General features: G+C 64.4%; 23 protein-coding genes and 1 tRNA gene. 10 read left to right on the top strand and 14 right to left on the bottom strand.

The features are described from left to right. Positions 1-78 precede the first annotated feature (78 nt). Positions 79-387: a phosphoribosyl-ATP diphosphatase gene (locus tag ACESL9_RS06970; RefSeq protein WP_372674643.1), complete on the top strand. Its 309-nt coding sequence runs from the start codon at positions 79-81 to the stop codon at positions 385-387. Between the two features lie 20 nt (positions 388-407). Here ACESL9_RS06970 and ACESL9_RS06965 read toward each other — a convergent pair whose 3' ends face one another. Together ACESL9_RS06965 and rlmB are read right to left on the bottom strand one after the other, a co-directional pair. Beyond that, positions 408-881: a CoA-binding protein gene (locus ACESL9_RS06965; RefSeq protein ID WP_372611117.1), complete on the bottom strand. Its 474-nt coding sequence runs from the start codon at positions 879-881 to the stop codon at positions 408-410. A 175-nt stretch (positions 882-1056) separates the two neighbouring features. Then, positions 1057-1836, bottom strand: a complete 780-nt coding sequence (gene rlmB, locus ACESL9_RS06960; protein ID WP_372674642.1) for a 23S rRNA (guanosine(2251)-2'-O)-methyltransferase RlmB — start codon at positions 1834-1836, stop codon at positions 1057-1059. 94 nt (positions 1837-1930) lie between these two features. Here rlmB and ACESL9_RS06955 point away from each other — a divergent pair. Further along, positions 1931-2014 (top strand) — tRNA-Tyr (locus tag ACESL9_RS06955). Here ACESL9_RS06955 and ACESL9_RS06950 read toward each other — a convergent pair. Continuing rightward, the gene (locus ACESL9_RS06950; RefSeq protein ID WP_372674641.1) at positions 2000-2149 is read right to left on the bottom strand and encodes a hypothetical protein; all 150 of its coding nucleotides are present in this window, start codon (positions 2147-2149) and stop codon (positions 2000-2002) included. The two genes, ACESL9_RS06955 and ACESL9_RS06950, sit on opposite strands and share 15 nt — an antisense overlap. A 96-nt stretch (positions 2150-2245) precedes the next feature. Here ACESL9_RS06950 and ACESL9_RS06945 point away from each other — a divergent pair, with 96 nt between their 5' ends. From ACESL9_RS06945 to ACESL9_RS06935, 3 genes are all read left to right on the top strand, one after another. Continuing rightward, entirely contained in the window at positions 2246-3250 is a 1005-nt protein-coding gene (locus ACESL9_RS06945) for a hypothetical protein (protein WP_372674640.1), read from the top strand. A 159-nt stretch (positions 3251-3409) separates the two neighbouring features. Further along, complete coding sequence (locus ACESL9_RS06940) at positions 3410-4690, top strand: O-acetylhomoserine aminocarboxypropyltransferase/cysteine synthase family protein (protein WP_372611125.1); 1281 nt, start codon at positions 3410-3412, stop codon at positions 4688-4690. Positions 4691-4940: 250 nt separating this feature from the next. Continuing rightward, positions 4941-7574 carry a hypothetical protein gene (locus ACESL9_RS06935; protein ID WP_372611127.1) on the top strand — a complete coding sequence of 878 codons (2634 nt, stop codon included), beginning with the start codon at positions 4941-4943 and terminating at the stop codon, positions 7572-7574. 79 nt (positions 7575-7653) lie between these two features. Here ACESL9_RS06935 and ACESL9_RS06930 read toward each other — a convergent pair whose 3' ends face one another. Both ACESL9_RS06930 and paaZ read right to left on the bottom strand, forming a co-directional pair. After that, on the bottom strand, positions 7654-8451 hold the full coding sequence (locus ACESL9_RS06930) for a PaaX family transcriptional regulator C-terminal domain-containing protein (RefSeq protein WP_372674639.1): 798 nt from the start codon (positions 8449-8451) through the stop codon (positions 7654-7656). A gap of 37 nt (positions 8452-8488) precedes the next feature. Continuing rightward, entirely contained in the window at positions 8489-10507 is a 2019-nt protein-coding gene (gene paaZ / locus ACESL9_RS06925; protein WP_372611131.1) for a phenylacetic acid degradation bifunctional protein PaaZ, read from the bottom strand. Between the two features lie 135 nt (positions 10508-10642). Here paaZ and paaG point away from each other — a divergent pair, with 135 nt between their 5' ends. The 5 genes from paaG to ACESL9_RS06900 all read left to right on the top strand — a co-directional run bounded on the left by paaG (position 10643) and on the right by ACESL9_RS06900 (position 14215). Further along, positions 10643-11428 (top strand): 2-(1,2-epoxy-1,2-dihydrophenyl)acetyl-CoA isomerase PaaG, encoded by a 786-nt coding sequence (gene paaG, locus ACESL9_RS06920; protein WP_372611133.1) that lies wholly within the window; start codon positions 10643-10645, stop codon positions 11426-11428. Then, on the top strand, positions 11425-11850 hold the full coding sequence (gene paaI, locus ACESL9_RS06915; RefSeq protein WP_372611135.1) for a hydroxyphenylacetyl-CoA thioesterase PaaI: 426 nt from the start codon (positions 11425-11427) through the stop codon (positions 11848-11850). Before paaG ends, paaI begins: the two co-directional genes overlap by 4 nt. A gap of 12 nt (positions 11851-11862) precedes the next feature. Beyond that, positions 11863-13173 carry a phenylacetate--CoA ligase PaaK gene (gene paaK / locus ACESL9_RS06910; RefSeq protein ID WP_372611137.1) on the top strand — a complete coding sequence of 437 codons (1311 nt, stop codon included), beginning with the start codon at positions 11863-11865 and terminating at the stop codon, positions 13171-13173. 4 nt (positions 13174-13177) lie between these two features. Then, positions 13178-13774, top strand: a complete 597-nt coding sequence (locus tag ACESL9_RS06905) for a TetR/AcrR family transcriptional regulator (protein ID WP_372611139.1) — start codon at positions 13178-13180, stop codon at positions 13772-13774. A 111-nt stretch (positions 13775-13885) separates the two neighbouring features. Then, positions 13886-14215 (top strand): hypothetical protein, encoded by a 330-nt coding sequence (locus ACESL9_RS06900; protein WP_372611141.1) that lies wholly within the window; start codon positions 13886-13888, stop codon positions 14213-14215. 70 nt (positions 14216-14285) lie between these two features. Here ACESL9_RS06900 and ACESL9_RS06895 read toward each other — a convergent pair whose 3' ends face one another. The 9 genes from ACESL9_RS06895 to ACESL9_RS06855 form a co-directional block, all read right to left on the bottom strand. Next, complete coding sequence (locus ACESL9_RS06895; protein WP_372611143.1) at positions 14286-15041, bottom strand: Phenylacetic acid catabolic protein; 756 nt, start codon at positions 15039-15041, stop codon at positions 14286-14288. 10 nt (positions 15042-15051) lie between these two features. Further along, entirely contained in the window at positions 15052-16119 is a 1068-nt protein-coding gene (paaE, locus tag ACESL9_RS06890) for a 1,2-phenylacetyl-CoA epoxidase subunit PaaE (RefSeq protein WP_372611145.1), read from the bottom strand. Between the two features lie 11 nt (positions 16120-16130). After that, positions 16131-16589 carry a 1,2-phenylacetyl-CoA epoxidase subunit PaaD gene (paaD, locus tag ACESL9_RS06885; RefSeq protein WP_372674638.1) on the bottom strand — a complete coding sequence of 153 codons (459 nt, stop codon included), beginning with the start codon at positions 16587-16589 and terminating at the stop codon, positions 16131-16133. 4 nt (positions 16590-16593) lie between these two features. Beyond that, positions 16594-17364 (bottom strand): 1,2-phenylacetyl-CoA epoxidase subunit PaaC, encoded by a 771-nt coding sequence (paaC, locus tag ACESL9_RS06880; protein ID WP_372611149.1) that lies wholly within the window; start codon positions 17362-17364, stop codon positions 16594-16596. Continuing rightward, on the bottom strand, positions 17364-17648 hold the full coding sequence (paaB, locus tag ACESL9_RS06875) for a 1,2-phenylacetyl-CoA epoxidase subunit PaaB (RefSeq protein ID WP_111363534.1): 285 nt from the start codon (positions 17646-17648) through the stop codon (positions 17364-17366). Before paaB ends, paaC begins: the two co-directional genes overlap by 1 nt. A gap of 12 nt (positions 17649-17660) precedes the next feature. Continuing rightward, complete coding sequence (gene paaA, locus ACESL9_RS06870; RefSeq protein WP_372611151.1) at positions 17661-18653, bottom strand: 1,2-phenylacetyl-CoA epoxidase subunit PaaA; 993 nt, start codon at positions 18651-18653, stop codon at positions 17661-17663. 14 nt (positions 18654-18667) lie between these two features. Next, positions 18668-19873: a 3-oxoadipyl-CoA thiolase gene (gene pcaF / locus ACESL9_RS06865; RefSeq protein ID WP_372674637.1), complete on the bottom strand. Its 1206-nt coding sequence runs from the start codon at positions 19871-19873 to the stop codon at positions 18668-18670. 217 nt (positions 19874-20090) lie between these two features. Continuing rightward, the gene (locus tag ACESL9_RS06860; protein ID WP_372674636.1) at positions 20091-21206 is read right to left on the bottom strand and encodes a class I SAM-dependent RNA methyltransferase; all 1116 of its coding nucleotides are present in this window, start codon (positions 21204-21206) and stop codon (positions 20091-20093) included. Positions 21207-21249: 43 nt separating this feature from the next. Then, the gene (locus tag ACESL9_RS06855) at positions 21250-22041 is read right to left on the bottom strand and encodes a crotonase/enoyl-CoA hydratase family protein (RefSeq protein WP_372611157.1); all 792 of its coding nucleotides are present in this window, start codon (positions 22039-22041) and stop codon (positions 21250-21252) included. Positions 22042-22081 lie beyond the last annotated feature (40 nt).

Below are 22081 nucleotides of genomic sequence, written 5' to 3'. Positions count from 1 at the left end.
GATCTTTCACTTCGGCGACTACACGATCCGGCAGGCCAAGGAATACATGGCCGATGCAGGCATTCCCATGAGGCTCGAATGACACTTGAGGAACTTGAGACGATCATTGCAGAGCGGGCATCTTTTTCGCCCGATGAAAGCTGGACCGCGAAACTTCTTGCCAAGGGCCCGGAGAAGGTTGCAGAAAAATTCGGTGAAGAAGCCATCGAGGCGATCATCGAGGCCGTCAAGGGAGATCGGGAGAAACTGACCGCTGAAACGGCTGATGTGCTGTTTCACCTCCTGGTCATGCTTAGATCGCGGGATGTTTCAATTGCCTCGGTCATGGATGAGCTTGCGCGACGGCAGGGCCAGAGCGGGCTGGCCGAAAAGGCATCACGGAATTAAGCGCGCGGCAAGCCTCTGCCCTACAATTTCGATGAAATCACGCCCGTATTGAAGCCACCCATCCTGAGTTCGCCAAACAAGCGCTGATATTCGATCTTGGGACACCGGTTCATGACCACGTCGACTCCGCGCGCCCTGGCCGTTTCCGCAGCTTCGGGGCTTTCGACACCGATCTGCAACCAGATCGTCTTGAGGTTTGGGAAAGCGTCCAGCGCCTCGTCCACGATGGGCGGCACATGTTCGGAACGGCGAAACACATCCACCATGTCCACCGGCTCCTCGATCTCGGAAAGTGAAGCGCGCACCGTTTGTCCGAAAAGTGTCTTGCCGGCATGGCCGGGGTTGACCGGAATCACGGTGTAACCCTTCAGGTCCAGGTAACGCGCGACGTAGAAACTTGGTCGCACTTCATTCATGGAGACCCCAACGACGGCGATCACCTTCGTTCTGGAAAGAATGTCGCGCAAATGCGCATCTGAATACGACTCGGTCATGTTACCTGCATACGCTTTGCCAGACAGAAAAAAAAGCGCCCGGAACAAACCGGGCGCCAGTCACGGAACGAGGGACAGTGAATAGAGGGCGGGAGTTCCGTTCCCTGCCCTCGGCTTAAATGTAGGTGTGATCCACATGATAAAAAGAGCATGTAATAAACCTGTGAATACGGCGTTAACGGGACAGGGATGAATAGAGTGCCACCGCCGCCGCGTTCGAGACGTTCAAAGAGCCGAACGGTCCGGAGAACGCGATCCGGACAAGCGCATCGCAGGATTCCCGTGTTTTTTGCCTTAGCCCCGGTCCCTCGGCCCCCAGAACGAGCGCCACGGGCCGGTCGCGATGCCCCTCCAGCGCCACTTCGACGGTCTGGCCCGCCTCCCCGTCAAGTCCTAGTACCAGATAGCCCATCGCCCGAAGCTCTTCGATCGCCCGGGCAAGGTTGCGCACGCGCAGATACGGTTGGCGTTCGAGGGCACCGCTGGCAGTCTTGGCGAGTGCCCCGGTTTCAGGCGCGGAATGGTGGCGCGGGGCGATGACGGCCAGCGCCCCGAACACTTCAGCCGAGCGCAGGATCGCGCCCACGTTATGCGGATCGGTCACTCGGTCGAGCAATATCACGCGCGGAACCTGGCCCTCCCTGGCAATGCACAGCTCCGCCAACGGCCCCCAATCAAGCGGTTTCACCTCAAGCGCAGCCCCCTGATGCACGGATTGCGGATCGAGCGGGGCCGCAAATTTGCGGGCGTCGGATATCTCGGGCAACATTCCGCTTTCGGCGATGGCGGCGGACAGCTTGTCAGCGGCATTCCGGGTGACAACGAGGCGCAGCTTGTCCCGATGTAGGTTCAGAAGCGCATCGCGCACCGCGTGGAGCCCGAACAGCCAAACAGTTTCCGACGCCGCCGCGCGGCGCGCTTTTTCCTTGTCGATGACCCAGTCGGGTTTTCTCATCCGCGCCTCTGAAATACCGCTGTTCTGACGCCGCTTATCACGGGATTTTCCTGTTGACGACCCCGGGGCTGGCAAGTAATCACGCCGTCACAGTGGGCGACAGGCCGCAAGGTGTGGCAGGGGACTGTAACTCCCTCGCGGAGACGCACGCTAGGTTCGATTCCTAGGTCGCCCACCACTTAACGCCATGACGGACAGAGGTCAGGAAATCGGGATTGCCTTGCCCAGGGGCTGTTCCAGTGTCGTGCATCGGTTCGCCCTGGATGATCTGCGCCTCGAGCCTGGAGATCATGGGCAAGATCAGGACGGGCACGACGCTCTCCTTACTTGATAAATCATTCAATCGCTCTTTGTCCGCCGGGCGCACTCGCCTATAGTGAGACAGGGCAGTCAAAGGGCAGTTCAAAAGATGGCCGCAAAGCCGCAACAAGGCAAAGCATTCAACGTGATGGTTGTCGGCCAGAACGGCCGTTTGCAATACGAAGCCCTTCTTTTCGCAGCCTCGCTCCGTCATTTCACACCGGATTTTCAAGGGCGGCTGTTCATTGCCGAGCCACAGCCCGGGCCAGCCTGGAAGCATGACCCGCGGATTGGTAATGGCGATCTGCTGGCCCTGCTCGACGCGCTTGAAGCGGAGATATTACCTTTTGAAAACAACTATTTCGGCGACTCCTACCCATATGGGAACAAGATCGAGGCACTCGCCGCGCTTCCCGAGGACGAACCGTTCGTCTTTTTCGACACTGACACACTGATCACCGGGGATCTGATGCAGGTGCCGTTCGATTTTTGCCGCCCGAGCGCGTCGCTGCGGCGCGAGGGCACATGGCCCAAAATCGAGCTATACGGGCCTGGATACGGGCAGATCTGGAAATCACTTTATGACAAGTTCGGGCTCGATTATGCGAGCTCGCTCGACCTGTCGCAGCCTGACGAATACTGGCGTCGCTATCTCTATTTCAATGCCGGTTTCTTCTATTACGAATGTCCGCGCGTCTTCGGCGAGAGGTTCCTGGACTATGCGCTGACCATTCGCGACGATCCCCCGCCCGAGTTGATCGGGCAGGTCATGGACCCATGGCTTGACCAGGTCGCATTGCCGCTGGTGATCCACGCGCTCGGCGGGGGACGGGATGCCCTGCCTGAAGGATATCTCGATGGTGCGGTGAGTTGCCATTATCGTCTTTTCCCGATGCTTTACGCGCGCGAAGCCGACCACGTCGTCGCCGCGCTGGAGGAAGTGGCCGCACCGAACCGTATCAAGAAGGTTCTCAAGCAATATGAACCGATCAAGCGCATGGTCTATCAAAACCGCGGCCGGAAAGCGCGCGCCCTTTTCGACCAGAACGATCTGCCGCGTCGCGAACAGGCCATTCGCAACCGTCTTAAACGCGAAGGGTTCTGGATGCGTTAACACCCAGAACGGGCGTTCGGCTTCCACGCCTCTGGCACCGCGATTGTTCCGGCAGAACGGGAGGGACGGGCAAAAACCGTCTTTGCGCCGCGGGGCCAGTTGTCGGGCACGGCCGAATGGCCTAATCCTGTGGCGAATGAACGCAAGGGAGGGCCTTTGATGGCTTACGGTTTCGACACGCTTCAGATCCATGCGGGTGCGCGCCCCGATCCGGCAACGGGGGCGCGGCAGACGCCGATCTACCAGACCACGGCATATGTGTTCCGCGATGCCGATCACGCTGCGGCGCTCTTCAATCTCCAGGAGGTGGGCTACATCTATTCGCGCCTCACCAACCCGACCGTCGCCGTGCTGCAAGAGCGCGTTGCGGCACTTGAAGGGGGGGCCGGCGCGGTCTGTTGCTCGTCGGGGCACGCGGCGCAGATCATGGCACTCTTTCCGCTGATGGAGCCGGGCAAGAACGTGATCGCCTCGACCCGGCTTTATGGCGGGACGGTCACACAGTTCAGCCAGACGATCAGGCGTTTCGGCTGGTCGGCGAAGTTCATCGATTTCGACGACATCGACGCCGTCGCCGCCGCCATTGACGATGACACCCGCGCTATTTTCTGTGAAAGCATCGCGAATCCCGGTGGTTACATCACCGATCTTGATGCAGTGGCTGAAGTTGCCAACGGCGCCGGTCTCCCACTGATCGTGGATAATACATCGGCGACGCCCTATCTCTGCCGCCCGATCGAACACGGCGCGACGCTCGTGGTGCATTCGGCGACGAAATACCTCACCGGCAATGGCACGGTGACGGGGGGCGTCATCGTGGATTCGGGCACGTTCGACTGGTCGGCCAGCGGCAAGTTCCCATCGCTCAGCGAACCGGAACCGGCCTATCACGGGCTCAAGTTCCACGAGACCTTCGGCCCGCTGGCCTTTACCTTTCACGGCATCGCCGTCGGGCTGCGCGACCTGGGCATGACGCTGAACCCGCAGGCGGCACATTACACGCTGATGGGGATAGAGACGCTTTCATTGCGTATGGAGCGCCACAACGAAAACGCGAAGATCGTCTCGCAATGGCTTGAAAAAAATAAACATGTCGATGCCGTCACCTATGCCGGCCTGCCCTCGTCGCCCTATCACGACCGGGTGGCACGCATCTGCCCCAAGGGCGCGGGCGGGCTGTTTACCATCGCGCTCAAGGGCGGTTACGAGGCTTGCGTCAAATTCGTCGACAACCTCGAATTGTTCAGCCACGTGGCCAACCTGGGCGACACCCGCAGCCTTGTGATTCACTCGGCCTCGACCACCCACCGGCAACTGAGCCCGGAACAGCAGGAGGCGGCGGGCGCAGGGCCGAGCGTGGTGCGAATCTCGATCGGGATCGAGAATGCGGACGACCTGATCGCGGATCTCGAACAAGCGCTCGAAAAGGCCCATTCCTGAGCCGCGTTAACCGCCTGTCAACCTGTGTTGACGGGCGGAAGCGTGGCCAAAACGGGGGGTGACTCCCGGCTGCCGCCCGGCTGCCATCCGGCTGCCGGGGGGAGGATACTGGCCATTCCCCTGAAAACCTTTCCCGACCGAACGGTGAACAGAGCATGTGATCACCTTTCACTCGGCAGCAAGCTGCTATAATATCAAGGCGCCCTATTCGGACTCCCGTGACCGGGCAAAGGATGTTAGATCGCCGCCCATGAAACCGAGTTTTGCATTATCCCTGTCATTTGAAGGCATCGCGCTGTTGCACCGTGCCTTTCCCGGATGGAACCGGGTTGGCGAGGTGTCGCTCGATTCCTCGGACCTGACCGGGGCCCTGGCCGTGCTGCGTGAAACCGCGCGCCAGATCAACGGCGAGGACCTGACCAGCAAGCTGGTCATCCCCGATGAGCAGATCAAATATCTTTCACTCGACCTCGGCCTGACGGACGAGGATGAGCGCGCCGACGCCATCCGTGCCGCGCTGGACGGGGCGACGCCCTATCCTGTCAAGGACCTGGTGTTCGACTGGTCGGTCGAAGGCGACAAGACCTTGGTCGCGGCGGTTGCGCGCGAGACCCTGACCGAGGCCGAGCAATTCGCGATGGAGCACGGGTTCGGCCCTGTGAGTTTCGTCGCCAACCCGCCCGAGGGGCAATTCGCGGGCGAGCCGTTTTTCGGACAGACCGCCCATTCGCGCACCCTACTGGCCGCGGGTGAGACGGTGCAGCGCGACATGGCGCCGATCCGTGTCACCGGGGTGGCGCGGATACCGGAGCCCGACGCCGAAGCCACGCCGGAGCCGGACGCCGCGCCCGACCCGGGCGAGGTGCACGAGCAGGAGACCGGCCCGGAAACCGAACCGGCCGGCACGAAGGCTTCGGAGGGGCCCGCACCTGCGCAGGCACCCTCGGCAGAGGACGCGGCGGCGGCCCCACCCGCTCCGGATTCACATGCGGCGCCACAGCCATCCGATGCGCCCGAGGACAAACCCGCGGACAACACTGTGCCGGATGCGATACCGGCCTTCACGACCATCCGCGCCCGGCGCGACGATGCAGGGGATGCAGGTCGCTCTTTGCCCGGATTGTCCGGGGTGCGACGCCCTGTTCCCGATGACCTCAGCGCCCCGACGATCCCGATCGCGCCCGACAGCGAACCCACGCCGGCGAGGGCCGCGCCCCCCGTCGGGACAGCAACAGCCCCCGAGGGGCAGGAGACCGCAGAGGCCGCGCAGGACTCCGCGCCGGACCCGCTTGCCGCGCGATCCGACGCAGCGGGCGCGGGGATTCCCGCGGCGCCCGAGGATCTGCCCGACCGGGAACCGCTTGCTGCGCCAGCGGGCGCGCAGGGCCGCGCGGGCCGATTGTCATTTTTCGACAAGCAAGACCAACCCGGCGGTTCGGCTCCCGAGCCGGGTGGTGACACATCGCCAACGGCGCAGGACGAGGTGCATCACGGCGCCTTGCCCGATGCCGCCACAGACGTCGCCAGCGAAAAGGAACGAATGACGATCTTTGGCGCGCGACAGGGCGCGCGCGCCAAACAGGCATCGACCGGCGGCAAACCACGGTATCTGGGCCTGATCATGACGGCGGCATTGTTGCTGTTTCTTGCCGGGGTCGCGGCATGGGCGTCGATCTTCGTGGATGACGGTTTGTCGCGTTTTTTCGCCCCGCGCGAAAATGCCGTTGCAACATTGCCCGCAGACAGCGTTGACGAATTCAGTGTCGAGGGCGACGAGGCCATGGTGCCGACCCGTCCCGAGGATCAGGTGCAAGACCAGGCGCAGGACGAAGTGCCGGCCGAAGACGTGCGCACCGCCGCGCTGGAGATCCTGCCAGAGGAGGCGGAGGCGCCGCCCGCGCGTGCCGAACCGCAAGCACCGCGCGCCATGACACCGGACGAGGCCCAGACGCGCTATGCGGTGACGGGGGTGTGGTTGCGTGCGCCAGATCCACCGTCCGAAATGGAACAGGCGACACTCGACGACCTGTACGTCGCCTCGATCGACCCGCGCGTCGAAGAGCATGACGCGGTGGCGCTCCCCGAGCTTGTCGCGCTGCAGACCGATGAAGCGATGGCGCCGCCTGCCGCTCCCTTTCCAAGGGGTACGCGCTTTGATCTCGACGAGCGCGGCCTGGCGGTCGCCAGCGAAGACGGCACGCTCAGCCCCGGGGGCTTCCTCGTGTACCGCGGGGCGCCCGAGGCGGTGCCCGGGGACGTGCCCGAGCGCGACCCCGAGGCCGTCGAGCCCGAGACAGACGAGTCGCGCGCGGCGCGTGCGGAACTGGCAGAGGTGCGGCCACGGCCACGGCCCGAAGACCTGATCGAGGACAACGAACGGCGCAACATGGGCGGGACCACCTGGGCCGAAGTCGCACGTGTACGCCCACAGCTTCGGCCCGAGAAGGATTTCGCCGAGATCACCGAAGCGGCCGAGATCACCGCAACCGAGCAGGCAGTGGCGGAATCGCCCAAACCCGCGCCCCGCCCGAGTGGCTTTTCCCGCCTGGTCGAGCGCGCGCAGGAAGCCGAGTCACAAGAGACCACGCAGGTCGCCGCAGCGGTGCCCCAGCAGCAATCCGTGACCCCGTCGAACCCTACGACATCGAGCGTCGCCAAGGCCGCGACCATTCGCAATCAGTTGAAAATGCGCCAGGTCAATCTCATCGGGGTCTATGGCAAGCCCAGTTCGCGGCGCGCGCTGGTGCGCATGTCGAACGGACGCTACCAGAAGGTCAAGGTGGGTGACCGGCTCGATGGTGGCCAGGTACAGGCCATTGGCGAGACCGAGCTTCGGTATCAGAAGCGCGGCCGCGAGGTGATCCTCAAGATGCCGCGCGGATAGGCCATGGTGCGCTGAACCGGAACGGCGGATCCGGCCCGGGCGCAACTGGACCATGCAAGGCCGGTCGTTGGCGCCGGCTTCAAAGCGTTTCGGCAAGCGAGCGGGGATCGGGGCGCGGAATCCTCTCCATCACCCGGGCAATACCGGACCGCGCCTTTGCCCCCGGCCAGTCCGCCCCCATCAACGCCTCGTGCCCCGGGCCATGCCGCAGCACCAGCCGACGCCATTGGTGCAGCGCCAGAATCCGCAGCGCGGTGCGATCGACGGGGCCCGCCGGCAGCGGCGCCTCGGCGGCCAGGTTGAGCGCGCGGGTCAGGCGGGCATAGGCCTGGATGATATCGGGCGGGGCCAGCGTTGCCGTCAGCCAGTCCGGCACGACACCGGGCGTCACCTCCCAGGCCAGAAGCGGCGCGGGTGCGGCCTCGGTTCCATCGTCCCCCGCCGGATCGGGCAAGAGTGCCACGCGCGGCGCGATCACGATGGCGGCCGGGTGATCGAGCGCCGACATCGCCTCGCCCGACGGGGCCAGCACGATGCGCCAGCCACGCGGCACCGGTGGCGCCGCGCCATAGACCTGATCCGAGACCGAGAGTGTCAGCGCGAGGCCATGATCGGTGAGCGCGTAGCGCGAGGCGCGCCCGTCGCGCGACGAGCTGATCCAGCCGTCGCGGCGCAGCCGGTGCAGCGCCACGCGCATCGCCTGCGCCCGCAAGCCCATCCGGTCGGTGAGGGCCGAAAGCACGGGGCCGGGCACATGCGCATCGGGGGCCGCCGCCAGATCGCCGAGAATGGTCACGATCACGGACCAGGTCTTGAGCGTGCCGCATTCAAGCAACGCACTCATCACGGGCGAGCGATCAAGTGGCAATCTGTCCATACCCCTTCATAGCACGACCGAAAGCACGTGACATGGTTCAGAACGCGTTCATCGTCAGAAGCTCGTATTCCGCGACGGTTTCATCGTCCTGGTTGAACAGCGTCACGTGCCAGCGTACCTCGCCATATTCGGGGCCACGCGGGGTCTTGGCCTTGACCGTCAGGCGCACGCGGATGCTGTCGCCCGCCTGCACCGGTTTCATGAAACGCAAGCTATCGAGCCCCGTATTGGCCAGCACCGGGCCTTCGTTCGGCTCGACGAAAAGCCCCGCGGCGAAGGAAAGCAGCAGGTAACCATGCGCAACCCGACCAGGGAAGAACGGGTTCCGCGCCGCGGCGTCCTCGTCCATGTGGGCATAGAAGGTGTCGCCGGTGAAATGGGCAAAATGCTCGATATCGTCGAGGGTGATCTCGCGCGACGCGGTGTGCAGCGTCTCGCCGATCGACAATTCGCCGTAGCGGCGGGTAAAGGGATGCGCCGGGCCCTTGATCTCATGCGCGCCGGGCACCCAACGCCCACCGATGGCTGTGAGGATGTCGGGGCTGCCCTGGACGGCGGTGCGCTGCATGTAGTGCATGACGCCGCGGATGCCACCCAGTTCCTCGCCGCCGCCCGCGCGGCCCGGACCGCCATGCACCATGTGCGGCATGGGGCTGCCATGGCCGGTGCTTTCCTTCATCGAGTCGGCGTTGTTGATATAGATGCGCCCGTGCCAGGCGCCTGCCCCCAGCACCACCTGCCGTGCCGCATCACCGTCACGGGTGACAAGCGAGGTGACAAGGCTACCGCCCCCGCGATTGGCCAGCGTGACCGCGTGGTCAAGATCGCGATAGCCCATCACGGTCGCGACCGGGCCGAAGGCTTCGGTGTCATGCACGCGTTGCGCCGCGTCGGGATCGGCACAATGGAAAAGCAGCGGCGAGACGAACCCGCCCTGCCCGCTCATCGGGAGCACGCCGGGGTCGCCAAAGACGCGCTCGGCCTCGGCGCCGATCAACGCGGCCTTGGCCAGAACATCGGCGCGCTGGGCCTCGGAAACCAGGGCGCCCATGCGCGTGGCCGAATCGCGCGGATCGCCGATCACGGTTGTTGCCAGCCTTGCGCTGACGGCTTCGATCACCGGCTGGACCAGCGATTGCGGCGCGATGATCCGGCGGATGGCGGTGCATTTCTGACCGGCCTTGGCGGTCATCTCGCGAATGACCTCCTTGACGAAAAGGTCGAACTCGGGCGTGTCGGGCGTGACATCCGGCCCCAGGATCGAGGCGTTGAGGCTGTCCTGTTCGGCGGCGAAACGCACCGAGTTCGACAGCAGGTTCGGATGCCCCCGCAGCTTGAGCGCGGTGTCGGCCGACCCGGTAAAGGCCACCACGTCCTGCGCGCCCAGGTGGTCGAGCATGTCGCCGAGACCCCCGGCCACGAATTGCAGCGCGCCTTCGGGCAGGATGCCGCTTTCCAGCATCATTCGCACCGCCATTTCGGTGACATAACAGGTCGAGGTCGCCGGCTTCACGATCGCCGGCACACCCGCCAGAAAGCTCGGCGCGAGTTTCTCCAGCATCCCCCAGACCGGGAAGTTGAAGGCGTTGATATGCACCGCCACGCCTTGCAGCGGGGTGCAGACATGCTGCCCGAGGAATCGCCCCTCGCGGCCAAGCTGTTCCAGCCCGCCATCGAGAAAGATCTGCGCATCGGGCAGTTCGCGCCGCCCCTTTGAGGCAAACACGAAAAGCGTGCCGATGCCGCCGTCGATGTCGATCAGGTGGTCGGATTGCGTCGCGCCGGTGTCGAAGGAAATATCGTAAAGCGCCTGCTTGCGCTCACCAAGGTAGAGCGCAAGTGCCTTGAGCATTTTCGCGCGCTCATGAAATGTCATCGCGCGCAGCGCAGGGCCGCCATGTTCGCGCGCATGGGCCAGCATGGCGGCTGCATCGAGCGCGTCGTTGCCCGCCTCGGCCATGACCGCGCCCGTGATCGCGCTGGCGATGGGCCGCGCGCCCTGGCCCGGGGCAAGCCAGTCCCCGGCCACGAAACTCTTGATCTGCTGGATGCTCATCGTTCTCCCCCTTCATCCTGCGCCCCGGGGGCTGGCCCCCATTGCCGACCGGGGTCGGTGGTCTCGCCTCTTTTATTGACCAACCGTTCGGTTTATGCAAGCTTCGCAACCGAGGAGACGCGAGGGGAGGGACGCATGAGCGACACGATTCTGATCGGCGACAACGGCACCTGGGCCGAAATCACGCTGAACCGTCCGGACAAGCTCAATTCCTTCAACGAGGAAATGCATCACGCGCTGCGCGTGGCGCTGGAATGGGCGCGCGACGATGGCAAGCGCGCGGTTCTGCTGACCGGTGCGGGGCGCGGGTTTTGCGCCGGACAGGACCTGGGCGACCGTGATCCGCGCATGATGGACGGCCCACCCGATCTCGGGGCCACGGTCCGCGATTTCTGGGCGCCGCTGGTGCGCCTGATCCGGTCGTTGGAAATGCCCGTCATCTGCGCGGTCAACGGCGTGGCGGCGGGTGCGGGATCGTCGGTGGCGCTGGCCTGCGACATCGTGCTGGCGGGCGAGAGCGCGAAATTCATCCAGTCGTTTTCCAAGGTCGGCCTGATCCCCGATACCGGCGGAAGTTGGCACCTTACCCGCCTTCTGGGCGAGGCGCGGGCCAAGGCGCTGGCGATGACGGCCGAGCCCCTGCCCGCCGCACAGGCGGCCGAATGGGGGCTGATCTGGAAGGCGCTGCCGGATGATGCGCTTCTGGACGATGCGCGCGCGCTGGCGGAGTCACTGTCCAACGGGCCGACGCTTGGATACGCCCGGACCAAACAGGCAATCGAAGCCGCGCATGTCAACACGCTCGATGCGCAGCTCGACCTCGAAGCGCGTTTCATGAAGGAATGCGGCGAAAGCGCCGATTACGCCGAGGGCGTGGGTGCATTCCTCGACAAGCGTAAACCGGAGTTCAAGGGCAAATGACCCCGAAGGAACGCGCCGAGAAATCCGCCGCAGCGATGTGGGCGGATGACAATGCCAGCAAGTGGTTCGGCATGGAGATCACCGAGATCGACGAAGGCCGCGCGATCCTGGAACTGACCGTGGCCGCGCATCATTGCAACGGGCATGGCATCTGTCATGGCGGCGTGACCTTTGCGCTGGCCGACAGCGCGTTTGCCTTTGCCTGCAACAGCCGCAACCAGGCCACGGTGGCGCAGCACAACTTGATCTCCTATCTCGCGCCCGGGCGCGCGGGCGACCGGCTGCGCGCCGAGGCGGTGGAATTGTCGTTGCAGGGGCGCAGCGGCATCTATGACATCAAGGTGACCAAGGAGGACGGCACGGTGATCGCCGAGTTTCGCGGATTCTCGCGCGCGATCAAGGGCCAGTTGTTCGAAGAATAAGAGGAATATGCCATGAAAGACCTGACGCCGAACAAATCCGATCTCGACCCGATCGAGGTGGCCTCGATCGACGAGATCCGCGGGCTTCAGCTTGAGCGTCTGAAATGGTCGCTTCGCCACGCCTATGACAACGTGCCGATGTATCGCGAGCGGTTCGACGCGGCGGGGGTGCATCCCGACGACCTCAAGACTCTTGCGGACCTGGCGAAGTTTCCCTTCACCACCAAGACCGACCTGCGCGACAATTACCCCTTTGGCCTGTTTGCGGTGCCGCGCGAGCGCATTATCCGGGTGCATGCCTCTTCGGGCACGACCGGCAAGCCGACGGTCGTGGGCTATACCGAGAAGGACATCGACACCTGGGCCAGCCTCGTGGCGCGCTCGATGCGCGCGAGCGGGACGCGACCCGGCGACATCGTGCACGTGGCCTATGGTTACGGGCTTTTCACCGGGGGTCTGGGCGCGCATTACGGGGCCGAGAAACTGGGCTGCACGGTGGTGCCGATCTCGGGCGGGATGACCGAGCGGCAGGTCACGCTGATCCAGGATTTCGAGCCCGGCACCATCATGGTGACCCCGTCCTACATGCTCAACATCCTCGAGGAGTTCCAGCGACAGGGGATCGACCCGCGCGCATGTTCGCTCGACGTGGGGATCTTTGGCGCCGAACCCTGGACCAACGCGATGCGCGGCGAGGTCGAGCAGGCGTTCGACATGCATGCGGTCGACATCTATGGCCTTTCCGAGGTGATGGGGCCGGGCGTGGCGAATGAATGCGTCGAAACCAAGGACGGCCTGCATATCTGGGAGGATCATTTCCTTCCCGAGATCATCAACCCCGAAACCGGCGAGGTGGTCGAGGACGGCGAAATGGGCGAGCTGGTCTTTACCACGCTGACCAAGGAAGGTCTGCCGATGATCCGCTATCGCACCCGCGATCTCACGCGGCTCCTGCCCGGCACGGCGCGCTCGATGCGGCGGATGGAAAAGATCACCGGACGTTCGGACGACATGATCATCCTGCGCGGCGTCAACGTGTTCCCCACCCAGATCGAGGAGCAGATCATGAAATGCGCGGGCCTTGCCCCGCATTTCCAGATCGAACTGATCCGCAAGGAGCGCATGGACGCGATGATCGTCCATGCCGAATGCACCCCCGATCAGGCCGACGACGAGGCCCGCGCCGCCTCGGCCCGCGAGTTGGCGCATCACATCAAGTCGGTTGTCGGCATTTCCACGAAGATCGAAATCCACCCCGAAGGCAGGGTCGAGCGCAGCCAGGGCAAGGCGCGGCGCGTGGTCGACAACCGCCCGAAGGAGTGATCCCTTGGCGCGAACGATTGCAAAAGATCACGGGGAGAAGCGCGCGCAGATCCTCAAGTCGGCAGCCAGGGTCTTTGCCGACCAGGGGTTCGACCGGGCGTCGATGGCGATGCTGGCGCGCGAATGCGGGATCTCGAAGGCCAATATCTACCACTACTATGACAGCAAGGACGCGCTGCTCTTCGACCTGCTCGACAATTACCTGAGCCAGCTGCGCGACCGGATCTGCGCGATCCGGCCGGGTGACGGGCCGCCCGAAGAGGCGCTGCGCAAGACCGTGCTGGAAATCCTGATGGCCTACCAGGGCGCGGATGACGAGCACCGGGTACAGGCCAGCGGCCTTTCGGCCCTGCCCGAGGATCAGCAGAAGATCCTGCGATCCTATCAGCGCGACATGGTGGGTCACATGGCGGCAATCCTCGCGCGGATCGCGCCCGAGCGGTTCGACGGGCAACCCGCCAAGCTGCGCGCCGCCACCATGTCGGTGTTCGGGATGCTGAACTGGTTCTACATGTGGAACAGCCAGGCCAACGAGGCGGCGCGGCGCGAATATGCCACGCTGGTGAGCAACCTGACGCTGGGCGGGCTCAAGACAGTGTGATCGCCCCGATGCGCGATTTGTTGCCGTGTGAGTGGCACGCGTGGAGAGGATTTCCTATGTTAAAGCCACACTGGTCGCGTGAAGCGACCGACCCGGGAGAGGAGAACAGTCATGAAACGCATCGTGGTTGCCAGCGGTCTGGCACTGGCTATTTCTGCGCCTGCCCTGCAGGCCGATCCGTCCTTCGGCTTCGGCATTTCCTATGTCTTTGGCGGCGGCTCGAGCGACGTTGCCGTCGGCGCACGTGTATTTTCCGACGATGAGCCGAACGAAGGCGCGGTTTCGCTCGGACTCGACTACAAGCTCGGGTCGCAGAGCGTGCGGCCCAATATCGGCGCTGCCTATCTTGACGACGATGTCTATGGCGACGTCAGCCTGGGCTATGATTTCGGCGCCAAGGGCGTTGATTTCGGGGTCGGGCTGGGCGGCTGGAGCGACTGACGCCCGCGTCCGCCGATGTGGATCTGAGGCAGATACCTGACCGAATTCCCGCACGGAATTCGGTCCTGGGCTATGCGGCTTTGAGTCCCAGTTGCGACAGCGTGTCGCCGGCGCGCGCCTGCCATGCCGATTTCAACTCGGCATTGGGTGTGTGTCGCAGGCCCATCTCTCGCAGCGCCTCGAACCGGTCGGGATTGCCGATGCCGAAACTGGCCGCCACGCGGGGCCACCAGTAGTCCACGCTGGCCTGAAGCTGGTCGCTCTGGCCTTCGGCGATCAGGCGTCCGATCCCTTCATGGGCAAGTTCCGCATGGCGCGCCTCGACCGGGGCGATGTCGCGGAACGCCTCGGCCAGCGGCTGATAGCTCACCTTGACGAATTCGCCCATCTGCACGCCCACGGCCTGCCCCATCAGCAGGTTCATCACCACCGCGTCGCCCCAGCCCTCAAGCGGGTAGTTGAAGACGGCAAGCCGCATGTCATGTTCAACGCGCCGGGTGCCGATGTCGGCATCACGGTCAAGCCGCGCGGTCCAAGGGTGATGATTGGCATAGCGCACCTCATCCGCACCGAAATCACCCATGATTTTCAAAACCTTGTCGGCATTGTCGGTCTTTTCCAGCACGATCTTGGCAGCGGCGATCCGTTCCTTGATTCCGGGGCCGCGATTGATCGTGTCGGCAAAGCCCGCGGCGCCGGCCAGTTCAGAATCGACGAAGGTGGCCATCAGCTTCAGCAACTCGGCACGGTAGCGCGGCGGCACGTTGGCGGGGCTGGTCAGCATCCCGCCTTCGGCAAGATAGTCCTTGAGGCTCATGTCATCCATTTCCCGGCCCTCACTGGTCATAATCTACGACGACGCGGTCGGTGACGGGGAAGGACTGGCACGACAGCACGTATCCCTTCTCGACCTCGTAATCCTCGAGCGCATGGTTGGCGACCATCTCGACCTCGCCCTCGATCACCCGGCAGCGGCAGGTCGAGCAGACCCCCGCCGTGCAGGCAAAGGGCGCATCCATCGCGTTCTGCCGCGCGGCGTCGAGAATGGTCATGTCCTTGGCGGTGGTGATGGTCTGGGTCGCCCCGTCAAGCGTGATCGCGACCTCGGCCTGGTTGGCCTGCTTGCCCGCCTGCTTCGAGACCACCTTGCTTTTGAGGCGGCCGGGCTGGGCGCTGGCGAAAAGCTCGAACTTGATCTGAGCGTCGTCAAGGCCGTGATCGCGCAGCGCCCTGGCGATGCCAAGCATCATCGGCTCGGGGCCACAGATGAAGGCGGTATCGACGCTTTCGACGTCGATCCATGTGCGGAAGAGCTGCGCGCATTTTTCTTCGGTCACCATGCCGGTGAATAGGTCGATCTCCTGCGCGTCCTGTTCCAGGACATGGATCACCGAAAGCCGGCCAAGATACTGGTTTTTCAGGTCCTCCAGTTCCTCGCGGAACATGATGCTGGCGACGCCCTTGTTGGCGTAAACGAGCGTGAATGTCGATCGCGGCTCGGTGGCGAGGGTGGTTTTCACGATCGACAGCACCGGCGTGATGCCCGAGCCCCCCGCGAAACCGAGATAATTCTTCGCGTTGGAAGGGTCGAGCGGCGTGTGGAACCCGCCCATCGGTTCCATCGCCTGCAACGTGTCGCCGACCTTCAATTCCTCGTTGGCGAAATTCGAGAAGGCCCCGCCCTCGACCCGCTTGATCCCGACCTGGAGCTTGCCTTCGTGCCGGCCCGAGCAGATCGAATAGGAGCGGCGCAGCTCTTCGCCGTCGAAATCGCGGCGGAAGGTCAGGTATTGGCCCTGGATGAAGTCGAAGGCCGCCGGGTCGTCGGGTTCAAGGGTCAGGACCACCGCATCGCGGATCGTGTGGTGGATATCGGTAATCTTGAGATCGTGGAATCGCGCCATTCGCGGTCTCCTCAGATACACTTGAAATAGTCGAAGGGCTCAAGACAGTCCTTGCAGCGCCATTGCGCCTTGCAAGGGGTCGAGCCGAATTGCGAGATCCGTTCGAGATGGATCCCGCCGCAATGCGGGCAGCGTTGCGGCCCGCCCGCGGGCTGTGGCGGGGCGATGCCGTATTTCTCGAGTTTTTCGCGCCCCGTTTCGGTGAGCCAGTCGGTGGTCCAGGGCGGCGACAGCTGGCGTTTCAACTCCAGCTTCTCGATGCCATGGCTGCGCAGGGCCTTTTCGATCTCGAAATTGATGACCGAGGTCGCAGGACAGCCCGAATAGGTCGGCGTTACGGTGACCCGAAGCGTGTCACCCTGCCATTCGACACCCCGGATGATGCCCAGGTCGACGAGAGAGATCACCGGGATCTCGGGATCGGGCACCTGGTCGAGCCATTCCCATATCTGTTCCACCGAGGCGGCCATGGGTTTACCAGTTCGCCCCCGGATAGGCACGTTGCAACCATTGCATGGATGTCAGGATATGGCCCAGGTGTTCGGTATGCATCCGCCCCGTGCGCCCACCGTTATGGGCGAAGCGGTCGTCAGGAATCGTCAGCGTCGCCTCGCTCATCACGGCGGACAGTTTCGCGTCATAGGCGTCTCGCAGGCTGGCCGGGTCGGGGGCGATGCCGGCCTTGGCCACGGCCGCATCCACGGCATCGCTTTCGAACATCTCGCCCACGTAAGGGTAAAGGTAATCGAGTGCCGCCTGCATCCGTGCATGGCTTTCCTCGGTCCCGTCGCCCAGCCCGATCACCGTGTCGCCCGAGCGTTCGACGTGATAGGCGACCTCTTTCGCAGCCTTGGCGGCGATCTCGGCAACGCGCGCATCACTTGACCCCTTGAGCGCGTCGAGCATCAGCTCCTGCCACGCGTCGAACAGGAATTGCCGCATCAGGGTCTGCCCGAAATCGCCGTTGGGCAGCTCCACCATGAGCACGTTGCGGAAATCCCAGGCGTCGCGCAGGAAGGCCAGATCGTCGGCGCTACGGCCCTGCCCCTCGACCTCGCCGGCAAGGCCGAGCCAGAGCTGGGTCTGGCCGATGAGGTCAAGCGCGGTATTGGCCAGCGCGATATCCTCTTCCAGAACCGGCGAATGGCCGCACCATTCGGACACGCGATGCCCGAGGATTAGGGTGTTGTCGCCCATACGCAGCAGGAATTCGAAGAGATCGCCGGAGTTGTCCCTGGTCGCCATCACATCGCCCCCACGTCATCGGGAATGTCGAAAAAGGTCGGGTGGCGATAGATCTTGGATTCCGACGGCTCGAACATCGGGCCCTTGTCGCCGGGGTTGGTCGCGGTGATATGGCGCGCCTCGACCACCCAGATGCTCACACCCTCGTTGCGGCGGGTATAGACGTCGCGCGCGTTCTTGACGGCCATTTCCGCGTCGGGCGCGTGGAGCGAACCGACATGACGGTGCGACAGGCCATGCTGACCGCGGATGAAGACTTCCCACAGGGGCCATTCGTTTTTCATCTGCCGGTCTCCTTATTCCGCCGCGACCTTGCGGGCGGCCCGTTTCTGAGCATGGGCCATCAGCCCGTCGCGCACCCACGCACCCTCTTCCCAGGCGCGCTTGCGATCGTTCATGCGCTCGGTGTTGCAGGGGCCCTTGCCCTTGAGGACATTGAAGAACTCGGTCCAGTCGGGTTCCGAGAAATCGTAGTGACCGCGCTCCTCGTTCCACTTGAGCTTGTCATCGGGGATGCTCAGGCCGAGGTATTCGGCCTGCGGCACGGTCTGGTCGACGAAACGCTGGCGCAGCTCGTCATTGCTGTCGATCTTGATCTTCCACGCCATGGATTGCGCCGAATGCACGCTTTCATTGTCCGAGGGGCCGAACATCATCAGCGAAGGATACCAGAACCGGTTGAGCGCATCCTGCGCCATGCGTCGCTGCGCTTCGGTGCCCTGGGCCATCTTCATCATGATGTCGTAGCCCTGGCGCTGGTGAAAGCTCTCTTCCTTGCAGATGCGGATCATCGCGCGGGAATAGGGGCCATAGGAGGTGCGCTGAAGCGGCACCTGATTCATGATCGCGGCACCATCAACCAGCCAGCCCACCGCGCCGATATCGGCCCAGTTGAGCGTGGGATAATTGAAGATCGAGGAGTATTTCATCCGCCCCGAGAGCAGGTCATCAGTCAACTCGTCCCGCGAAACGCCCAGCGTTTCGGCCGCGCAATAGAGATAGAGCCCATGGCCCGCCTCGTCCTGCACCTTGGCCAGCAGGATCGCCTTGCGCTCCAGCGTGGGTGCGCGGGTGATCCAGTTGCCTTCGGGCAGTTGGCCGACGATCTCGGAATGCGCGTGCTGTCCGATCTGGCGGATGAGCGTGGCGCGGTAATCGTCGGGCATCCAGTCCTTGGGCTCGATCTTGATATCGGCGTCGATCTTGTCCTGAAACGCCGCCTCTTCGGGCGTCATCTCTTCGCGGGGCTTCACCCCGGTTCCGGCGGTCTTGATCATCTGTGCATACATGTCGGGATCCTCCCTCAGACGCGTTCAAGGATGAGCGCGGCCCCTTGGCCCACGCCCACGCACATTGTGCAAAGCGCATAGCGCCCGCCCGTGCGTTTCAATTGATAGGCCGCCGAGAGCGCCATGCGCGCCCCCGACATGCCCAGCGGGTGGCCAATGGCGATGGCCCCGCCATTGGGATTCACATGGGGGGCGTCGTCGGGAACGCCAAGGGCACGCAGCGTGGCAAGCCCCTGGGCCGCGAAAGCCTCGTTCAATTCTATCACATCCATTTCGCCGATGTTGAGACCGGCGCGGCTCAGCACCTTCTGGCTGGCAGGCACGGGGCCGATGCCCATCACCCGCGGCTCGACTCCGGCCGCCGACATCGCGACGATGCGCGCCATGGGGGCAAGGCCGTGCTTGGCCGCCGCAGCCTCGCTCGCGATCAGCATCGCCGCCGCACCGTCATTGACACCGCTTGCATTGCCCGCGGTCACGCTGAGCTCGGGGTCGTTCACGCCCTTGAGCCTGGCCAGCCTGGCCGCATCGGTGCCGGGACGGGGGTGTTCGTCTGTATCGACCAGAACGGGATCGCCCTTGCGCTGCGGCACCTCGACCGGGGTGATTTCATCGGCAAAGACACCGGCCTTTTGCGCCGCGTCCCAGCGCGCCTGGCTGCGGGCGGCAAAGGTGTCCTGGTCCTCGCGGCTGATGTGGTAGTCGGCGGCCACGTTGTCGGCGGTCTGGGGCATGGAATCGATGCCGTATTGCGCCTTCATCTTCGGATTGACGAAACGCCAGCCGATGGTGGTGTCATAGACTGCATTGGCGCGGGAAAAGGCGGTTTCGGCCTTGGGCATCACGAAAGGCGCGCGCGACATGGATTCGACGCCGCCGGCAATCGCCATGTCGTAGTCGCCCGCCCGGATCGCCCGCGACACGGTGCCCACCGCATCAAGCCCCGAGGCGCAAAGCCGGTTGATCGTGGCGCCGGGCACGTCGACCGGCAGACCGGCCAGAAGCAAGGCCATGCGCGCCACGTTGCGATTGTCCTCGCCCGCCTGGTTGGCACAGCCATAAATCACGTCATCGAGGCTGGACCAGTCCACATCCGGATTGCGCGCCATCAGCGCGGCGATGGGATGGGCGGCAAGATCGTCGGTGCGGATCGACGACAGCGCGCCACCATAGCGGCCGATGGGCGTGCGGGTGGCATCGCAGATGAAAGCGTCTGGCATGGTTCCTCCTCGAATGGTGTGTCCTGCCGATCTTGCCACGATCTCGCATGAAACACCCGCGCGTTTCCGACCTCGCACCCGATTTCGTTACGGCAAACCGGGATGCGGCGGGATATCTCCCAATACCCGACCGCATGGTCGGTGATATGTGCGAATGCGATTCGGAGCAAGCCTTTTGTTACTTTAAGTCTAAATTTATTCGGTCATCTGTAACATATCAGGAAAGCGGGCCAGTCTGCCACAGCCGCACCTTGAGCCCGCCATGGGCGACATGCGGCCCCGGGGCCCCGAAGGGCAGACCGGTGGCACTGGCCAATCCGGTCTCACTCGTCACCAGCCCCACGCGCCAGCCTGTCAGGCGCTCTTGCGCGACCTTGCCCAGCGCGGCGTAAAGCGCGTAAAGCAGCTTCTTGTTGCCGATCCGCGCACCATAGGGCGGGTTCACGATCATCAGGCCGGGCGGGCCGTCGGGGCGCGCAAGATCGGCGATGGGTTGGCAGTCAAAGCGGGTGAGACCGGCCACGCCCGCCCGCTCGGCATTCTGCGTGGCCATGCGGATCGCGCCCTGGTCGCGGTCGAAGCCGTGAAACATCGGTGCGGGTGCCTCGACCCGGGCCAGTGCCTCGGCCCTGAACGCGGCATAGCCCGCCGGATCATGATTTGCGAATTGCATGAAGGCAAAGTCCCGGTCGCGGCCCGGGGGCAGACCGGCCGCGATCTCGGCGGCCTCGATGACAAAGGTGCCCGAACCGCACATCGGGTCGAGCACCGGTTCCGCACCCGTGAACCCGCATTGCTGCAGGAAAAGCGCCGCCAATGTCTCGCGCATCGGCGCCTTGCCCACCGCCTGCTTGTGGCCGCGCCGGTGCAGCGGCTCGCCCGAACTGTCGAGGCTCATCGTGCAAAGGTCATCCTCGATCCGCACCATCACCCGCAGGGCGGCCGTGGGCGAGACCGGCGCGCCCAGCGTTTCGGATATGGCGCGTTCGATGCGTTGGGCGGCCGCGCGGTCGTGATAGATGCGGGACTTGTGGCAGGTCGCCTCGACCCGCACCGGCACATCCGGGCGCAGGAACGCGGCCCAGTCGAACTTGCGCGCGCGCTTGTCGAGCTGTGCAAGGTGCATGGCGCGAAAGGCCCCCACCCGCACCAGCACCCGCCCCGCCCCGCGCAGGACAAGGTTTGCGCGCCAGACCTCGGCCCAGCCACCGCGCGTTTCCACTCCGCCGGGCACCACGCGCGGGGCTTCGAACCCAGCCTCTTGGGCCTCGTCGCGCAAGGCAGGCTCAAGCCCCGGGGCGGTGGCAAGGAAGATGTCGAGTTGCGAATCCATGTGGGGCGGCCTTTCGCGCGGTATCGCACGGGCTTACACGCAATCAGATGTCGCCGAAATCCCCATGTCGCCCCTTGCCCCCGGCAAAGCGCGCGGCCCCCTTGGCGCCCTCGGCCTGAACCATGCCCTTGCTGCCCTCCCATTCCTGGCGCAGGGCGGTGCGCTGATCCAGGCCCGCCTGTGCGCGGGTCGAGGCACGGTCGGCGCGCAGGCAGCCCTGTGGGAAACGGGCGATCTGGTGGGCGAGTTCCTCGGCCCGGTCGCGCGCCGTGCCGTCGGGCACCACGTATTCGCAAAGCCCGATACGCAATGCCTCTTCCGCAGTCACCTTGCGCCCGGTCAGGATCATGTCCATCGCACGCCCCTCGCCCACCAGCCGGGGCAGGCGCACCGTGCCCCCGTCGATGAGCGGCACGCCCCAGCGGCGGCAATAAACGCCCATGAAGGCCCCATGCCCCATCACGCGCATGTCGGCCCAGACGGCAAGTTCCATCCCGCCCGCCACCGCCGGCCCCTCGATGGCCGCGATCACCGGCTTGGAAAGGTCGAGCCGCGACGGCCCCATCGGGCCGATCACGTGCCCCTCTTCGGCGAAATCGAGCGCCGCCCAGGCGTCGTCCCCGGCCAGTGCCGCGACCTGCGTGAGATCCCAGCCCGCACAGAAGGCCCCGCCCTCGCCCCAGAACACGGCCACCGCGGCGCTGTCATCCGACTCGAACTCCAGAAACGCCGCGTAAAGCGCGCGGGCGTGTTCCACGTCCATCGCGTTGCGCGCCTCGAGGCGGGAATGGATCACCGTCCAGACCGCACCGTTCTTCTCGACCCTCACCGGCATGACGCCCTCCTTTTGAGCCTGTTTCGCGTGCTTGCCGCAA

Origin of the sequence: Aquicoccus sp. (genome assembly GCF_041686535.1) — a bacterium.
Taxonomy (GTDB): Bacteria; Pseudomonadota; Alphaproteobacteria; order Rhodobacterales; family Rhodobacteraceae; genus Aquicoccus.
This window is presented reverse-complemented; position numbering and strand designations above follow the sequence as displayed.

What these genes read in the sequence shown, in the direction of transcription:
- ACESL9_RS06970 (WP_372674643.1), top strand. Translation starts at nt 79, where the DNA reads ATGACACTTGAGGAACTTGAGACGATCATTGCAGAGCGGGCATCTTTT.
- ACESL9_RS06965 (WP_372611117.1), bottom strand. Translation starts at nt 881, where the DNA reads ATGACCGAGTCGTATTCAGATGCGCATTTGCGCGACATTCTTTCCAGA.
- rlmB (WP_372674642.1), bottom strand. Translation starts at nt 1,836, where the DNA reads ATGAGAAAACCCGACTGGGTCATCGACAAGGAAAAAGCGCGCCGCGCG.
- ACESL9_RS06945 (WP_372674640.1), top strand. Translation starts at nt 2,246, where the DNA reads ATGGCCGCAAAGCCGCAACAAGGCAAAGCATTCAACGTGATGGTTGTC.
- ACESL9_RS06940 (WP_372611125.1), top strand. Translation starts at nt 3,410, where the DNA reads ATGGCTTACGGTTTCGACACGCTTCAGATCCATGCGGGTGCGCGCCCC.
- ACESL9_RS06935 (WP_372611127.1), top strand. Translation starts at nt 4,941, where the DNA reads ATGAAACCGAGTTTTGCATTATCCCTGTCATTTGAAGGCATCGCGCTG.
- ACESL9_RS06930 (WP_372674639.1), bottom strand. Translation starts at nt 8,451, where the DNA reads ATGGACAGATTGCCACTTGATCGCTCGCCCGTGATGAGTGCGTTGCTT.
- paaZ (WP_372611131.1), bottom strand. Translation starts at nt 10,507, where the DNA reads ATGAGCATCCAGCAGATCAAGAGTTTCGTGGCCGGGGACTGGCTTGCC.
- paaG (WP_372611133.1), top strand. Translation starts at nt 10,643, where the DNA reads ATGAGCGACACGATTCTGATCGGCGACAACGGCACCTGGGCCGAAATC.
- paaI (WP_372611135.1), top strand. Translation starts at nt 11,425, where the DNA reads ATGACCCCGAAGGAACGCGCCGAGAAATCCGCCGCAGCGATGTGGGCG.
- paaK (WP_372611137.1), top strand. Translation starts at nt 11,863, where the DNA reads ATGAAAGACCTGACGCCGAACAAATCCGATCTCGACCCGATCGAGGTG.
- ACESL9_RS06900 (WP_372611141.1), top strand. Translation starts at nt 13,886, where the DNA reads ATGAAACGCATCGTGGTTGCCAGCGGTCTGGCACTGGCTATTTCTGCG.
- ACESL9_RS06895 (WP_372611143.1), bottom strand. Translation starts at nt 15,041, where the DNA reads ATGGATGACATGAGCCTCAAGGACTATCTTGCCGAAGGCGGGATGCTG.
- paaE (WP_372611145.1), bottom strand. Translation starts at nt 16,119, where the DNA reads ATGGCGCGATTCCACGATCTCAAGATTACCGATATCCACCACACGATC.
- paaD (WP_372674638.1), bottom strand. Translation starts at nt 16,589, where the DNA reads ATGGCCGCCTCGGTGGAACAGATATGGGAATGGCTCGACCAGGTGCCC.
- paaC (WP_372611149.1), bottom strand. Translation starts at nt 17,364, where the DNA reads ATGGCGACCAGGGACAACTCCGGCGATCTCTTCGAATTCCTGCTGCGT.
- paaB (WP_111363534.1), bottom strand. Translation starts at nt 17,648, where the DNA reads ATGAAAAACGAATGGCCCCTGTGGGAAGTCTTCATCCGCGGTCAGCAT.
- paaA (WP_372611151.1), bottom strand. Translation starts at nt 18,653, where the DNA reads ATGTATGCACAGATGATCAAGACCGCCGGAACCGGGGTGAAGCCCCGC.
- pcaF (WP_372674637.1), bottom strand. Translation starts at nt 19,873, where the DNA reads ATGCCAGACGCTTTCATCTGCGATGCCACCCGCACGCCCATCGGCCGC.
- ACESL9_RS06860 (WP_372674636.1), bottom strand. Translation starts at nt 21,206, where the DNA reads ATGGATTCGCAACTCGACATCTTCCTTGCCACCGCCCCGGGGCTTGAG.
- ACESL9_RS06855 (WP_372611157.1), bottom strand. Translation starts at nt 22,041, where the DNA reads ATGCCGGTGAGGGTCGAGAAGAACGGTGCGGTCTGGACGGTGATCCAT.